We start from the raw sequence: 15,464 nt of genomic DNA on the forward strand, positions 1-15,464 counted from the left end.
AGCCAGTGTGATCGGGTATTTTCAGTCGGGTGCTGCGGAGGACAATCCGGCAGCACGGCTGCTGAAATAGGCACGCGCGCCAAGTCCATTGGCAGAATGCAAGGATTGAAAATATCCAACCGAGGCATCGCAATGCCTGGCACTAGTTCTTCTGGCAGCGATGTCTCTTCGGCATTGCTTTTTGCTCGCGCATCATTACAAATACGGTCCTGTGCTCACAGCGCCTGAATTGTTGCGCCGGCATCGTTGGCGCATGGGCAAAGCTGGGCATTCGGCTCGCCAAGGACAGCCCCAGAGGGACTCATGTGAAAATCTTTTCTTACAACCCCGGCCACGATGGCGCAATCGTAGTTCTTCAAGACGGTCGCTTGATGATGTCTATCGAGGCCGAGAAAGATTCGAAATATCGATATTCTCCCGTCTCTAGTACTGATGTGTTAAATGCAATGAGTGAAATGGGGGCGGCGCCTGACGTTATCTGCATGGGCGGGTGGTGGCCACGGGATCATCACGAGTTCCTTCATGGATCAAATGGGAACGCCGGGTATCGAGGAGTTTCGGGAGAAGGCATTGTCGTTTATACGAAAAGCTTTCTTGAAAAGAAAGTCGAGTATTTTTCGTCATCTCACGAACGATCGCACATACTCTGCGCTTTCGGGATGTCAAGTTTACCGAAGGGAACGCCATGCTACGCCCTAGTATGGGAAGGAGCCATCGGCTCCTTCTACGAGATTGATGCCGAACTCAATATCAAGCTGATAGCCGACGTTCTGAATCAACCAGGAAACAGATATGGGCGGCTATACGGCTTAGCCGACCCCACATACTCCAAGAGCGAGCTCTACCCACGCTTTTCTGACGCAGGAAAGCTCATGGCACTCGCGTCATTCTCGACGCGAGCCGCGCCTTCGGCTGAAGAAAAGAGGTTGCTCAGATTTCTACTGGCTGGCCCCTTTCAAGCGCTAAGCGCGTACGCAGATCTGGAGAATGCTCCCCACCTAGATGTCGGCCTTGATGATCCAGAGTTTCGGAACTTCGCCGGCATCTACAGTGACGCAATATTCGATATCTTTTTCCGGTTCGCGCAGGCGAATTTAAAAGAAGGGCTACCTTTGATCATTGCAGGGGGCTGCGGACTAAATTGCGACTGGAATAGCCGGTGGAGGCAGACTCGCTTCTTTTCGCACGTATTCGTTCCGCCGGTCGCTAACGACTCTGGGTCAGCCATAGGTACGGCGATTGATGCTCAATTCCGATTTACAGGAAACCCAAAGATCGAATGGGACGTCTATTCTGGTTTGCAGTTCCGGAATGAAGGGGTGGTCGATCCAGAACGATACGAAGTCCACGATGCAGATCTCCCGGAGGTCGCAGATCTGCTGGCGAATGATCTAATTCTCGGGTGGGTAAACGGTCGATATGAGATCGGTCCGCGCGCACTTGGCAATAGATCTATCCTCGCTGCACCTTTCCGAGACAGCACCAGAGTGCGTCTAAACGAGATAAAGCAACGGGAGCAGTTCCGCCCGATCGCGCCTGTTTGTCTTCTGGACGACGCTGAAAAATGGTTCGGCTGCGATCACGAAAGCCCTTTTATGCTCTATACCTATCGCGCAACAACAGACGCCCTTGCCGCGGTTACTCACGTGAACGGCACGGCGCGCATCCAGACAGTCACGGCAACAACCAACAGGGGCCTGAACGACCTTCTCGTGGCATTCAAGGCGCGCACAGGCTACGGAGTTCTATGCAACACCTCTCTGAACTTCAACGGAAGGGGCTTTATCAATAATTTAGCCGATCTCGATGCATATGCTCGGGAGCACGGCCTGGATGGATTTGTGGTCGACGGACGAGCCTACTTGATGAGGTCGTCGGTTAGATATCAGTGTTATTTGAAGGGGGGAAATAATTCCACGCAAAAGAGCCCGCCGGTCCGATGTACGGCGCACCAAATGTAGGGTACTCGATCTGCACTAACTATGAGGCAGCCACGCTGAGGGACTAAGCAAGCTGAGGGACTAAGAGTGAGAAGAGATGTTGGAGTTTGATAATTATGCGGAGGGATTCGAGGAGGACGATCGCCTGAGGTCCGCCTTCACCCGAAGCCTCACGCTGCATCTTTTACATCGCCCGGCGATCTCCACTGTCGATAGATCGATCGGCGTGCCAAGGACGCTAATTAGGTACTGGCATGACCCGCATGACGTTCCCGATGACGTGAGCGACTGCCTGGCCAGCTGGGATCGCCTGCGAGATGACGGCTTCGAAATCTATACGTTCAACGACACGTCTGCGGCCGCTTATATTGCGGAACGATACGGCGCGCTGCAGGTCAAAGCTTTCGCGCGCTGTCGTCACCCTGCGATGCGCAGCGACTACCTGAGGTTATGCTTTGTGCTGGCCGAAGGTGGATTCTACGTTGATGCGGATGATGTGCTCTTAGGCGACAGTTGGAAAACCATCTTCGAGAATAAGGCCTTAAAGCTCCAGCCATTATGCTACGACATTATTTTAGGCCGAATGATCTCGGCAGCCGAGATTTGGAGCCCCGGCTTGGCGACAGAAGATCGGATCTTCTACGTCAACAACAATCCGATTGCTGCGCCCGCTGGCCATCCGATTCTTCGTCGCTCGCTCGCGCGCGCGACGGAAAAGCTACTGGGCAGCGACCCAAAACCTGAAATACAGTCAACAACTGGCCCAGGCAACTTGACTGCCGCGCTGGTTGCGCATGCACGTGAACTTATGCTCGTTGGTAGGCCGTTCGACTTTGAGCTTTTGGATGATTGGGGAGCCATTGCGGAAACACGGTGGGACCTCTCCTATCGTGGCGACGCTCGCAACTGGCGAAATATGAAAGCCTTGGGGCTTTGAAATGGATAGGGCATGACGCCATGAATATTAAGGACGCCTCTGGTGTACTGCGCGGCCTCATCTTTAGCCTCATGCGTGCGGCACTTGGCCTTTTCTCCTACGGCCGAATGTCGGCGTTCGGTGTAGGCGACGGCAAGATCGGAGCGATCCTGGTGATCAATCTCGATAGACAGCCGCAACGATGGCGCCGCGTCCGCCGTGAATTAGGCCGCTTTCGGACGGCCAGTGGCGCTCCTCTGCTATCGATCACGCGAAGACTAGCTGCAGTGGATGCGCGCGATGGCCGTGCCGTAGCAGCGACCGCTGATGTTGATACAACGTATCGAGTGGGCGACCAATTGTATGTCCAGCCTGACGCTAGGCTCGAAGCCTGCTTCGGCGCGAACGAACCGGTCAGAATGACCCGCCAGGAGATAGCGGTCGCGAGATCACATATAGAAGTCTGGAAGGCCGTTGCAGCCGGCACAGAAAATCACGTGCTGGTGCTTGAAGATGACGTTTGGTTCAAGCGAGGTGCTGCCGCGATAATCGACCGCGGCTGGAGAGCCGCCCTCAGGCACTGCAAGGATGAAGGTGGCCCCAAACTGTTCTACCTATCTTATGCAGACGCCGGGGGCACGGCTGAGCGGATCGAATTGGGCGATGGACTATTCCATCCCTTGCGAGGGCTTTGGTTTCTTTCCGGTTATGTGCTGTCTCGTGCGGGTGCGGCTGCGCTACTGCGGGCGATGCCAGTGATTGGCCCGGTCGATCTGTGGATGAACTATCGCTTCGAGATGCTTGGTGCGCTCGCGCTTTCTTCGCCTGCGATCCTGCAAAGGCAGGACGCTGTCTCTGACAACTCTTATTCCATCATTCCGTTCCTGGCGCGGGCGGGGACTGTGGATGCGGCCTCAGGGTCACTGCCGTCAAATCGTAGGCGTGTGGGAATTGTGCTTGCGTGGACTGCGGGCGGTGAACGCGAAAGTCTGGCGATGGGTTTATCTATGTTGGGGTTGCGCGTTAGGGTATTCGACGGTGATGAGGATGAGGTCGAAGTACAAGATCTGCCTACCCTCTTTGGAACCTTTGACGCCGTCATCAACGCTCCGGTGGCGTGGAGCGCGCTATCCGTTGTGACTGGGAGCGCCGATGCCAAGTTTCTTATTGAAGAAGCGGCGTTCCCACCCTTAGGTGGGCTAATGCCCCTGCCATCCGGGCGAACATTTGTACTTCCCGACGACATGTCAGATTTCGAAGGGTGGGGGCCTCTTTGTGCCTTCCTTGGCCTCGACGAGCCGACGCAAGCATTCCCTGCTGGGGCTGAGAGACGCTTAAGAGTGTTCAGGGACGATCGTCCAATTAGCGCTCAACGAATCACCGTCCCTCTGTTTCGACGAAGTGCGTCTCAACTGGACGATTCACCCTGGGTTTTGCCTGCTGGATGCGATTGGCACCCTTCGACCTCCATTGCAGATAGAACTTCCTTCGCGGAAGAACTCTCGGCTCACACGGTGATGACGACGGATCCTTCTCTCCGTACGCTCGTCGAAACCTTCCCCGGCAATTTGGCCAGCTTCGAGAACGAAGGGCTCTTACACAATGAAGAAGGTATACGACTCATAGTCAGCAAGGTTGAGGCTGGCGCCAGAGGTTATCGCTCGGGTGCATTTGCCTCAGTTCAGGCATTTGCGCATGGGCGATTTGAGGCAGAGATAAAGGCAGCTCCCGGAAAGGGCTTGGTTACCGGATTCTTCTTGCATCGAGACGCGCCGAGACAGGAGATCGATGTCGAAATCGCGGGCATGGATCCGACGCGCATGTTAGTCAATGTGTATTTTAATCCCGGCGACGAAGGGGCGACGATGGCCTTCGGCTATCGGGGCTCTCCCTGTCGCATCGATCTTGGCTTCGACGCTACTCTGGACTTTCATTGTTACGCAATCGAGTGGCAGCCGGGCTACATCGCGTGGTTGGTGGACGGCAGGGTTGTCCATGAGCGCGTAGGATGGGACCCCACTCCCCTCCCTCATTTGCCAATGCACTTGCATGGCAACTTATGGCCCCCGCGTTCCGAAGAGCTCGCCGGAAAAATCGATGACAAGACCTTGCCAGCGACCACTACCTTCAGAAATGTATCAGTAAAAACTAAGTCCGTTCCTTCGGCTCTTAAGGCTACTCAACCTGCCTGAGGGTCGGCGTACCCTTGATAACACGGGCCAATCGCCCTGCCCTTTTCTCGTGCGCTCGTCTACGTGGGAAGCCTCTGTTCCACGCTCCAGGGGCTGGCATCCGGAAGTCCGTTGCCAAGGCAACACAAACAGCGAAACTGTAGGCGGTGTGCAAGGTTGCGATAAATGCGAAACGATGTACTAGCCAATATAGGTTGCATCGGACTCGAACACCTCGACGTCTTCCAGCCCATTAGCCTGAAGAAAGCCCTTCACGACGTGCAAGGGCGTTCGATTGGTCGGCCCCTTGCGGACGTGGAGAATGGGACTCAGGGTGCCAGTCGAAATCGGAATGGGGATATAGGGGATCAGGGCACTACCGCGGACCCGGTAGCGGTGCATGCTTTCCATGAGAGGTGACAAGTAAACAAGGCGTGCTTCACGTTCCTCGTTGAAAGCGGCGCCTTTCATCGAGTAGGCATTCGATAGCCAATTAAACATGGTGTCCCCAATGGACCGTAAAACGTTGGTACCCTTGAAGAGGCTGCCAGCACGTTCACCACCGATTTCCTCGTACTTTTGCATGTTCGGGACCATGTCCTAGACCAGGCGCGTGACGAGATCGAGCTGTTCACCCTTTTCGTAGGTGACGTAGTAGAGGCCCGGCTTGTCGCCCCACGCGCCATGCTCGTACGTTGGCGGGAACCTCAAGCGATGGAGCGCCTCCGGATCAAAGCCGATAGAGAAGCCACTTCCATTGGAAGCGTATCCTCGCCACTGGCTCAGAAGATCTGGCTAGGTTGAGAGACACATGGCGCAGCAGTCGATGTTCTCGCTCAGATTGGACCATATTCCCAGTACTCGATTTCGCACGATGGGCTCGAGCTTGAGATCCGAGATCACCCTTTCCAGCAAAGGGGTCGGAAGCTTCCCTTCCATCGAGTCGTTGGCCTGGCTCAGCGAAGATAGCCATATTTCGCCGCTCTGGAGGATGGACTTGAACGCATTGGTGTCGCAGTAGTGGTAGAGCGGCGGAAATACCTGCTCTTCTTCGTAATCGACGGTCACCTTTGTTTCCCTCTCGTGCCTGATCAAAGCCAAGGCTATACCAGCTTCCTACTTGCTTGCATGCGGGTTACGCGTGGCCGCGGCCTGATCACTGCACCTATCCTCGATGACATAGGCTAGTCATCCTCCACCAGCCCTCCAGCATCGGCAAGCGCGGGGTATACGTCAGAAATCACCGCGTTTTTTTAGCTCGTCGGCGGCGGCGTTAATCTCCTGCATTCGCCGGTTCGCGAGGTCGCGGAATAGTTGTTCGTAAGCGTCGTACCGATCCGGGTGATACGTCTTGGCTAGAGCGCGCTTCATTTCTTTCGGTTTCTTGGTCGCGCTACTCAAGACTGGCATCAGCATTTCCTCGGGAGCGACTTCCATTCTGTGCTGGTGAATTTCTGCCGGGAGAATCTCCTTATCTACAAACTGTCCGCGAACTGGGGCCTGAACTTTCAGGCGCATCCTGTGTGGCACGGAAAACTGAACGCCGACTCGCAATCCATTTGTGTCCCTCCAGTACAGCCTGCGCGAGCGCGCGTCATAGCTAAGGTCAGTGCTGCCGACTTTGCACTTTATGAAGTAGTCGCCCAGTGCATCTTGCAATGGAATGCCGTCCCCAGCATCCGAACGAATACCGCGGCTTGCGAGGACACTGTCAATAGAAAACGCCTCGAATCCACCCGGTTTGTAGTCAATTGCGATTGCCGCCTCGCGCCACGTGGACAGCAACATTGATTGTTCCACCAATTCTGGACTGTCACTCCACTCAGTCTTTGATTGGAACAGAAGGGACTTTTTCTCTGCTCTGTAGCCCCAATCCATATTCAACTCGAATATTCCATCGGCTCCTAAATGCGACTCGGTCGCACTCGCGCCTCGGCCGCGGAATTTTGAATAGTCAAAGGACCATTTCCAGGGCCCGCTGACCTCATCTTGGACAACATTTACGGTGTGGGTGCCAGTCTTGAGGCAAGCGCCAAGGTGCCCTGTAAGAGTGTCCTCATCTTCGTTAGCCGACCAAAACCCCTCCGTCGCCCTCCTTACGGCACTTTGAATATGTCTGCTTATGTCGTCGATGACTTGCGCTGGTATGTAAATACGGCGTGCCATGAGGGTCTCTTATGAGGTTCAGTGCAAAACTAAGTGGTGGCAAAAACGAGCTGCTTGAATGACGAATTGGGAGTCTTCGCCGTGTCGGACTTTGGCAGAAAATGCAGGGGCGACTGTGTGCCATGGCACTGGACGTAAACACCAGGATCGATGAAGCTGGGCGTCAGTTGCCCAGTGATGTCACTCCGAACATCCCGCCATTCGGAGCCACCTCTATAAAACCTGGTATGCCATGCCTGTCGGTGACGGAGGCCGCTGCTTTTGTGCCAACTGGGTCTCGACCCTGGGCTACCGCAGCTGCCCAGGACATCGCGCGTGCACGATCCATGCGCTCGGTGAGCGAGTCAGGAATGGGTATGACATGCCAGGAAGCCACCAGCAGCTGTCGGTTGGCGAGTTGATGAGAAAACAGCAGCGACAATGGCGGTTGCACGTCGAGAGGATATTTGTCGGGAGGCGCGTCAAGCGGAGGCGACAAGGCAAAGTCGATCCGCACCCCGGCCCCTTTACCGGGGGATGGGATACGGATCAACGGCACATCGTGCCGGAGCTCTCTAGGGCGGAGTTCAGAGTCCGGGAACAGCAGATAAAAGAGTGCGGAAAGATGCCCCATCGACACCTTGGGCTTGTTCCACAGTGCAAGGTGTCGGCCGGTCGTTGGTACAAAAGGTACTTGGTCAAGTACTTCAGACCGAATTGACCAGCTTCCCTGTCCGCTTTCGTGCAGACTAATCTTTGTGTGCTTAGCGCCGGAGGACGCGAGATAGACATCATTTTTGGTTAGGCTTACGGTCCACACTTCCGACTGTCGCTTGCCCTCGCCCACTACAATCTTGAATTTTGCGCGCTTGGTCATCGTCGCCACTGTCGTTCCATAACCTGGATTGAAATTCCGTTCTCGCCGTTAACGCAAGCGTCGTGCAGCGAGCACCATGAAGAATACCAGCCGACGCACGGAAATTCCCCCGTGCTCCGCCGGCGGATTCGCTTCGAAATGGCTTCGTTCCTAGCGGAGTACCTTTTCGCTCATGCGTTCGAAGGCTACCCGAAGCAGCGGGAAGTCGCGCGCGATGTTGCTTAATACCAGCGAGCGCACGCTCAAGAGCAGGGTAAAGGGAGAAGGCGCCTCCTTCCGAGATGTATCGAATGACGTACGTAGATTCAAGGCACAGGCGCTGCTCACCGAGGGTTGTCTTTCGATGAGCGAGATCGCTCATGCGCCGGGTTTCATCCCCTTTTTTGGTTTTCGCAGGCCTATAAACGATAGACGGGTTCAGCACCAAGTTTGCCCTGAAGGAGGCTAGTCAGTAATCGCGGGTAAAAGCTGCCCTACCCTCGATAACACGGGCTAATCACGCTCTTCTAGTGCCCACCCACATTGGCTCGGCGCGTGTTAGGTGGGATTTAGGTCAGACCCACCATCGACGAAGCGGAGCTATGGACAAGAATCGCATCGAGGGTACCAAACACGAGATCCATGGCGTTATCAAGGAAGTAGTGGGAAAGTTATGAGTAATCCCGCCAAGATGGATGCAGGTAAATTCGAGCAGTAGGCAGGCAAGATTCAGAGGGAATTCGGCAAGGCTAACAATGAAGGTCGTAAGCGTGGACGATAGATAGGATGCGAACGAACCGAGGCATCATCACGACATTCATCACGACATGGATACGTCAGATAGATCTCTTCAAAGGATGCAATGATCCTCCGCGACCAATCGATGCAACGCATTGAAGACAGCGTTCGACCGGTGCTTCGAAGTTCAGAGTCTTCCTCGGCCGCTCATTCAACATTCGTGCTACGGCATTGAGTAGCGAAGTTCAATTTCAAGCCGTGAGAGGCTATCCGCTACTAGGGACCTGTTCCAGAATGGCCTTGGTATCTTTCGGGCCGATGGGTCGCAAAAAACCAAGCGACTGTACATCCAGGTCTTGAGCAAGCGGGGGCGACCTCTGTGGCACCTACTTGAGCAGGAACGACAGCAAAGCCTGCGCGACCCGGGACTTGGCTTTTGCCAGGAAGGCGTCGAGCGCGGAACTGGTGCTCTTCCTGGGGTGAACCGCTGTCGAAAACTTGAGAATGCGCTCGGCATTTCCGTGCGCAAACTTCTCCTTATCGGCCTGCGAAAGGTCTGCATTCCTGAGAAATTCCATGCCCTCAATATTGTCTGCAAACGGATCATCGATAGAAAACATTACGTTATCGATGCCCATGTTTCCGATCGCGCAATTCAATGCGACTTGATCGAACACTCCGCTCGAGGTAATGAAGACATTGTTTCGCATGTAATAAAGAAGATTTTTCTCCATGTGTGCGGCCGTGCCGGCACCCTCTGGCCCACTTGAGAGAAGCCAGTTGACCATTGTCAATTGCCGGTTGATGCGGTCGAGACCGAACGGGATCAACTCGCCCATGTGGCCGATGATGACCTTGAGATTGGGGTATCGATCGAACACCCCGCTGGCGATCATCCTTAGAAGATGAGTCCCGGTGTCGACCTGCCAGCCCCATCCCTGGACCATGTGGGGGCAGTCCCTGTAATAGATGTCCATGATCCCCTGGGGCGGGGTGTAGGGGTGGATGTAGATGGGTACATCCAAGGCGGCCGCCCTTTCGAGAATCGGCGAGAAGGCGAGGTCGTCCAGGAAGCGCCCATGCATGTGACCGTTAACCATAGCCCCCTTGAACCCGAACTGGGTCACCGTACGTTCGAGCTCGTCGGCGGCATCTTGAGGCGATTGAGTCGGCAGTAGGGCGAAGCCGGCGAACCGGGTGGGATATTGTCTGACAACGTCCCCCAGCCAGTCGTTGACCTCCTTGGACAGGCGGATGGACAGGCTGGCGTCTTCTAGAGTCTGAACGCCTGGCGCAACATGCGAGAGCACCTGCAGATCCACACCGGCCGCATCCATGCGACGAATCCGCTCGGGCCCAACATCGCCAAGCCGGACCTTGACCATATCGAGCGACTTGACGTAGGACGGAGGGTAATGCTCACGGAGCTTGGGATGCAAAAAGGCTTCTTCGAGAGCGATGACGCGCATGGACGAAGTCTCCATCAAGTGATGCGGACGCTTGCGCGCCGATTGGTCAACGCGCCTCAGGCTAACCCTGAGCGCAGCTTAAGCGTCCCTGTAACTGCCCGTGCCGGCGCCGATATAACAAAAATTGAAAAACCATGTCACTACCCCGACAGCCTCTGGCCTTCGTCGTGGCCTCTGCCTTGAATTCGACGTAACGCTTAAGACGCCTTATGGCCAACTTAGAAATTTCATACTCAGTACAGTGCGGTTTCGAGCAAATTATAGAGATGCCGATAGCCGTAATCCGTCTCACGATACTTAGCGTTCCACTTACACAAGACACAGAACGATGAAATCCATATGTCAGTCATAGGATGCTCCTAGTCAGGTAACGTCTGTCGATGCCTAACAACGAAGCGGCCTCAGCTTGAATAACCGCTTACCCGCATTTCAAGGCACTACATTCGCCGTTTGCCTGGGCAAACGTGAATGCCATCCGTCCTGACATACCGCCTACAGAACGCATTAGAGCTGCGATCGTGAACGGTCTCCAGCAGCATGGCGGGCATGTCTGACGACACCGTGCGCCCCCTTCATAACCTGAAGCGTTGCGTTCCATAGCGGCATAAGCGACGACGAGAATCCATGCCAATTGTGAGCCCCTGGGGGGGCTTATGCCTTAGTCAAGAAGGAATATGGCCGCCTGCCGCCTGCCGCCTGCCGCCTGCCGCCTGCCACGATCTTGATCTGAGAGCGGCCGATTCGACATACCGTCAGATGGCTGCCCGTAGAAGTGCGTAACCATCACTAACGGCCCTGGTCACGTTGGTCCCTCGGGTCGTTTTGGTTCTCTTGCCCCTAATTCTTTTGTTTTGTTTGCTCACTCGGCGGCCTATGTTCTTGTTGGATCGTCGATCGCTCTTGCACAGGCGCCTGCCGCTCCAGACCAGCCCGCGAGTTGTCTTGGCTATTCTGCTGTTGCCACTGTCGATTTGGTTGCGAATACTGCTGCTGGACAGCTCCTCGTCGCTGCTGTACTTGCTCCTGCCGTTGCCGTTGTTCGTTCTGTTGCTGCTGCCAAGCCTGCTCATAACGCGGGTTGCCGCGCTGTTGCATTTCGCGCTGTTGAAAATGTTGCGGTATTACATTCGCATTCGAACGATTCCGGTGATCTTCAGATCGAATCGAATCTTGCTGTGCCCCGTCGCGCGGATAGCGCGAACCCGAATATTGCCGCTGGTAATCCGGCAGTGGCGCAGCGGATGGTATGGATCGGCGATCCCAACGGTCCCAGCCACGTCGACGTTGCTCCCAGTCACGTCCCCAGTGCTCACCTCAGCGTGGCGGCGCGTCAACGCCCCAGCCTGAAAAATACACAGGCGGCCGACGGTAGTAGCGAACCGGGATGCGCAATACAAACAGCGGTACGTACTCGGGCCCTACTTGCTGCCATGGTCCGTTGTACCAATTACTCGCATACCAGCTGTTATCCTGATACACCCACTGCTCGGGTATCTTCTACACTCTGTTGGTGCGGGCTGATCCCCAGGCTCGCATGCCGTTGTCGCACGCATTGAGATGTCTGCGAACCTTGCCGCCCTGTGGGCGCCCTTGGGCGAAGCCCAACGCGGTGAGATCGGCGCGCAGCAGCCGTTCGAACCGCGGCCACGGGCCGAACAGGCCCATGCTCTTGCTCACTTCCAGGACGATGGCGTGCGGGAACAACGCCACTTCGGCGCTGTATCGGTAAGCGACCGCAGCGAGGAACCGATGCCACCGATCGACGGCGGCCTGGTCGTAGGGCACCGCTTCGAACTGGGCGAGCAACGCTTGGGCGGCGGCCAGTTTCTGGCCCACACGCAAGCCTGCTTCACGGGCGGCGGGATTGGCCGAGACAATCGTGCGAGCGTTGGCCAGTCCGCTGACCAGCACCAACGGACCTTCAGCGGGCCGGCGTCGGAGGACCCCGTCCAGAGCCAGGTGCGGCAGCAAAATACAAGCCCAAAGCATCCCGACTAGCGCGAGGCCACCGGCCGCAATCGGCCACAAGCAGACGTTCAACGCTGGAGCTAAGCGGCGCCGCCGCCCGCCTTGAACGAGATGTTAGGGCTCAACGCGTAGTGCTACCCCGAGCTCACTAAGAACTTGCTGCGAAGCCGCAACGATCTCTGAGCTAACAACCGGATCTGCGCCGTGAATTATAGAGTTTCGGAGCGTAATCAAATCTCGAAGCTTGGAAAAAAGCAGCTGGGAGATGCGCTCGTTTCGCATGAGAATTTCAGCAAGCCGTACATTGGAAGTTCGACGAACGGGCCTAGAGGAATAGAGTGAACTCGTGATGCTGCTCGATGAGCCATACTCTGATAGCAACATCTCGATCTGATTGTAGTTTCGCAAGAAGTCTTCAAGATTTCCTTTGGTCGGGGCTCCGTGCGTCGGGTCAACCTTTTCCTGTAGAGCCCTGCTGGCCAACTCAATTCTTTTTGGGGAGATTACATCAAATATAAAATACGATATCGCAAGGAGGCTAGTTCCAAATGCGCTCTGGCCAGAGTTTATGAGTAGCGTAGTTATTAGCGAATGGCCACCAGATTCTTTTGCCATAGCCAAGTTCGATAGAGCAAACGTCAAAAGCACAAATACTGTGATGAAAACTAACATTGTGAAGTATCTGCGCTTGAGGCTTTCCACCGCATCGGCAAGGGTTTCATCTTCGAATTCCTCGCGACTCAGTTCGTTGCGGAAGAAAACGAATCCGGTGAGAGTTAGGCCGTAGACCCCAGCAAGAACTTGGGCAGACGTTGAAAAGAGATAGAGGATCTGATTCTCGTTGAGTCGTAAAATGCTAGCGGTCGCTCCCCATAGGCTAGTTGCTCCAGACAGGAACAACCAGAGCCCGGAGAATGCAAAAATTAATGTCTTAGGTTGCCACCGAACTCGCATATAAACCCTAACTACCTAATAGACCGACCTGGGTCGGGTTATACATGTCGCGCCACACTGGACCCGAGGCCGCTGTCCCGTTGACCCGCTTGACGTTGCTCACCCTGAATCGGGTTATACATTAAACGCAAACCCCGATTGGGATCGTCCCACACCGAGCCCCGTCGTGTCTTCGTGACCGGCAGCTATGGGTCGAGAGCGGCCGTCCCTACCCTCGATAACGCGCCCTAATCGCGCCGTCGCTGGCCGAGTGGGCCGAACGCAAAGGGATCGCTAGATTTCATCGAACCATGACGCCCCATATAGAACGGCTTCATCGAGGGCTTTAACCGGAGCTACGGACGAGGCCTACTCGACATGCGTGTGTTTCGTACCCTCAACGAAGTCCGTGACCACGCCGAACAGTGGCCAATATCTGCCGCAGTGATTTATGTCTCGCAGCTGCAGTGATCGTGTTGTAGATCTGCACCCAACTATGATGCATGGCGGATGGCCGGACTAGATCATGATGCATGCAGGCACATAGACCCTCCCCGTGAGTTGACGATCAGCATATTGATCGCGGTCTCGGTGAACGATACAAACGTTGAGGTGCACGTATGAGTGAGAAATCGCAAGCAATTGTTCGCTTCATCGCGAACCTATTGCCGCTATACACACACGTTGAACTCGAAGGGCAGACCTGCGCGCTGTCCTTATTCGATGGCACCATTGTTGCCCCTATCATCACCCGGCGCTTGACCCATTAGACGATGGCGGCTAGCTCGCCATCTATTGGCAAGGCAACCCGGAGCGAAGGACCGAAGTCTCGGCGGTGCTATTTGCTAGTCAGGCTGTCTTGCGCTACATCGAGCTCCGAAGTGCCGGTCTGCCACCAGAAACTTTCAGAAGCGAGCGCGACGGGCTCGCGCAACATTTTAAGTTTAAGACAGATACAGCGCTGTATTTCGCTGAGGGATACGTCGAATCCGAAAACATCGCGCGGATGAAGAGGTGGAGTGCAAAGGTTATCGGAACCGTTGCCAGTGTGATCGCAAAACACGTCGGAGCTCTGTAACCAAACAGATCAGGTGAGGCGCAGCGGGAAAGCGTGTCCCCCCGATAACACGGGCTAATCGTCCTGCCTTGTCTTCAGTCGACACTCACTGCCAGTGCTTCAGATACGCTCCCTGTGGGGGTGGGCTCAGACGTTGAATGGGTTGCGTTGTTAGCCACCTCTTTCACCAAAAAGCGTGCGCTTTATTCACGCGTCTAAATCCTTCCGATCGACCTTTCCGAGAAGGTATTTGTCTCTATTCACTCGCTCAAGAGCCCCTTTCGTGAGGTAGGAGGACGTAACAATGATCCCCTTACTCGCGCCAAACTCCTGCCGAGTGTCTGCCAGCTCACGCACAACGGATATCCCAACCTTATTAGATGTGGTTTGCTTCTTAGCTTGCCAAAGTGCCTTGAAGTATCCGTTGGGACCAAGATCTTTGACGGCAATGACGTCAACGCCACCGTCTTTAGAACCCTTCATGAGATCAACGACGTAACCGTCATTTTCAAGCAACGAGGCTATAAACTTTTCGAACTCTCTCCACGACATTCCATCGATCGCTGCCGAGCCTTTCTGAAGTTGCTGCAAAAGCGAAAAGCTAGGCGCGAATCTTGCGATTCGCACTTCAGTAGGTGGCGCATCGAGGATCGAGCGTTCGAGAATCAGTTCGCTCGCGAAGTGGAACTCGGAATCAACAGATAGGCCGGTCGGTAAATGCTGCGATATGAATAGGGCCTTACTGTTGTTGAGTGACAGCATCCGGTCCACCAGCGACACTAGTGATTTTGTCTCATATGCGGGATCGTCTGCCATGATAAACCAGCGCCTTGCACGTGCCGCTTCTTCAATCAGTTCTGCTGCGCCTCTCGTCCAGAGTGACTGCAGGGTTGCAGAAGCTCCATTTCGATCGAGATAACTCTCGAGTGAAGTTCCAAGATCAATGCCATAGCGGGCAGCCACATGGCTCCACTGATCTCGGATCATAAGCCTATCGGAGATGACGAGAAGAGAGTCAACTTCGCTTCGCGACAACATCTCGTTTGCGGCAAAAAGCGCAGTCGCGGTTTTTCCAGTTCCTGGAGCTGCTACCAATAGGCTTTTGGAGTTCTTCTGCCGCAAAAACTGATCGACAAAATTTTGCTGCCAGGGTGCCAAAGAAGAATTGCTGTCGATGCGCATCGAAGTAACCGGAGTGCTTAACGTTCGCTTAGATAGTAATCAGGCCCAACAGACATCGCCACACTGCCAGCGTCGTTATAGGGCGCCTC

The 15,464-nt window shown here is 55.0% G+C and carries 11 protein-coding genes and 2 pseudogenes; 5 read left to right on the forward strand and 8 right to left on the reverse strand.

Annotated elements, in window-relative coordinates; genetic code table 11:
* From DVJ77_RS21645 to DVJ77_RS17170, 4 genes and pseudogenes are all read left to right on the forward strand, one after another.
* Window positions 1-70, forward strand: a pseudogene (locus DVJ77_RS21645) (site-specific integrase); the annotation flags it as partial.
* 235 nt (window positions 71-305) lie between these two features.
* On the forward strand, window positions 306-1,961 hold the full coding sequence (locus tag DVJ77_RS17160) for a carbamoyltransferase C-terminal domain-containing protein (RefSeq protein WP_114846755.1): 1,656 nt from the start codon (window positions 306-308) through the stop codon (window positions 1,959-1,961).
* A gap of 76 nt (window positions 1,962-2,037) precedes the next feature.
* Window positions 2,038-2,877: a glycosyltransferase family 32 protein gene (locus DVJ77_RS17165; protein WP_114846756.1), complete on the forward strand. Its 840-nt coding sequence runs from the start codon at window positions 2,038-2,040 to the stop codon at window positions 2,875-2,877.
* 20 nt (window positions 2,878-2,897) lie between these two features.
* Window positions 2,898-5,048, forward strand: a complete 2,151-nt coding sequence (locus DVJ77_RS17170; protein WP_114846757.1) for a family 16 glycosylhydrolase — start codon at window positions 2,898-2,900, stop codon at window positions 5,046-5,048.
* A 180-nt stretch (window positions 5,049-5,228) separates the two neighbouring features.
* On the opposite strand, the gene DVJ77_RS17175 is transcribed toward DVJ77_RS17170, so the two are convergent.
* The 7 genes from DVJ77_RS17175 to DVJ77_RS17210 form a co-directional block, all read right to left on the reverse strand.
* The gene (locus DVJ77_RS17175) at window positions 5,229-5,612 is read right to left on the reverse strand and encodes a hypothetical protein (RefSeq protein ID WP_162791537.1); all 384 of its coding nucleotides are present in this window, start codon (window positions 5,610-5,612) and stop codon (window positions 5,229-5,231) included.
* Between the two features lie 15 nt (window positions 5,613-5,627).
* The gene (locus DVJ77_RS17180) at window positions 5,628-5,813 is read right to left on the reverse strand and encodes a DUF2971 domain-containing protein (RefSeq protein WP_114846759.1); all 186 of its coding nucleotides are present in this window, start codon (window positions 5,811-5,813) and stop codon (window positions 5,628-5,630) included.
* Between the two features lie 9 nt (window positions 5,814-5,822).
* On the reverse strand, window positions 5,823-6,095 hold the full coding sequence (locus DVJ77_RS17185; RefSeq protein WP_162791538.1) for a hypothetical protein: 273 nt from the start codon (window positions 6,093-6,095) through the stop codon (window positions 5,823-5,825).
* 165 nt (window positions 6,096-6,260) lie between these two features.
* Window positions 6,261-7,193, reverse strand: coding sequence for a J domain-containing protein (locus DVJ77_RS17190; RefSeq protein WP_114846761.1), 933 nt, complete (start codon window positions 7,191-7,193; stop codon window positions 6,261-6,263).
* A 163-nt stretch (window positions 7,194-7,356) separates the two neighbouring features.
* Window positions 7,357-8,058, reverse strand: coding sequence for a hypothetical protein (locus tag DVJ77_RS17195; RefSeq protein ID WP_162791539.1), 702 nt, complete (start codon window positions 8,056-8,058; stop codon window positions 7,357-7,359).
* A gap of 1,094 nt (window positions 8,059-9,152) precedes the next feature.
* Window positions 9,153-10,235 carry an amidohydrolase family protein gene (locus tag DVJ77_RS17200; protein ID WP_162791540.1) on the reverse strand — a complete coding sequence of 361 codons (1,083 nt, stop codon included), beginning with the start codon at window positions 10,233-10,235 and terminating at the stop codon, window positions 9,153-9,155.
* A gap of 1,497 nt (window positions 10,236-11,732) precedes the next feature.
* Window positions 11,733-12,149 (reverse strand): Y-family DNA polymerase, encoded by a 417-nt coding sequence (locus DVJ77_RS17210; RefSeq protein WP_465251915.1) that lies wholly within the window; start codon window positions 12,147-12,149, stop codon window positions 11,733-11,735.
* 1,238 nt (window positions 12,150-13,387) lie between these two features.
* On the opposite strand from DVJ77_RS17210, the pseudogene DVJ77_RS17220 reads away from it, so the two are divergent.
* Window positions 13,388-13,565 (forward strand): annotated as a pseudogene (locus DVJ77_RS17220) (integrase core domain-containing protein); the annotation flags it as partial.
* An 835-nt stretch (window positions 13,566-14,400) separates the two neighbouring features.
* On the opposite strand, the gene DVJ77_RS17230 reads toward DVJ77_RS17220, so the two are convergent.
* Window positions 14,401-15,375, reverse strand: a complete 975-nt coding sequence (locus DVJ77_RS17230) for a restriction endonuclease (RefSeq protein ID WP_114846767.1) — start codon at window positions 15,373-15,375, stop codon at window positions 14,401-14,403.
* Window positions 15,376-15,464: the final 89 nt, after the last annotated feature.

The sequence above is a fragment of the Dyella tabacisoli genome (assembly GCF_003350925.1).
Taxonomy (GTDB): Bacteria; Pseudomonadota; Gammaproteobacteria; order Xanthomonadales; family Rhodanobacteraceae; genus Dyella_C; species Dyella_C tabacisoli.

Excerpts from the sequence above, each read along its gene's own strand:
- DVJ77_RS17200 (WP_162791540.1), bottom strand. The coding sequence starts at position 10,235 with ATGCGCGTCATCGCTCTCGAAGAAGCCTTTTTGCATCCCAAGCTCCGT.
- DVJ77_RS17190 (WP_114846761.1), bottom strand. The coding sequence starts at position 7,193 with ATGGCACGCCGTATTTACATACCAGCGCAAGTCATCGACGACATAAGC.
- DVJ77_RS17230 (WP_114846767.1), bottom strand. The coding sequence starts at position 15,375 with ATGCGCATCGACAGCAATTCTTCTTTGGCACCCTGGCAGCAAAATTTT.
- DVJ77_RS17175 (WP_162791537.1), bottom strand. The coding sequence starts at position 5,612 with ATGCAAAAGTACGAGGAAATCGGTGGTGAACGTGCTGGCAGCCTCTTC.
- DVJ77_RS17170 (WP_114846757.1), top strand. The coding sequence starts at position 2,898 with ATGAATATTAAGGACGCCTCTGGTGTACTGCGCGGCCTCATCTTTAGC.
- DVJ77_RS17165 (WP_114846756.1), top strand. The coding sequence starts at position 2,038 with ATGTTGGAGTTTGATAATTATGCGGAGGGATTCGAGGAGGACGATCGC.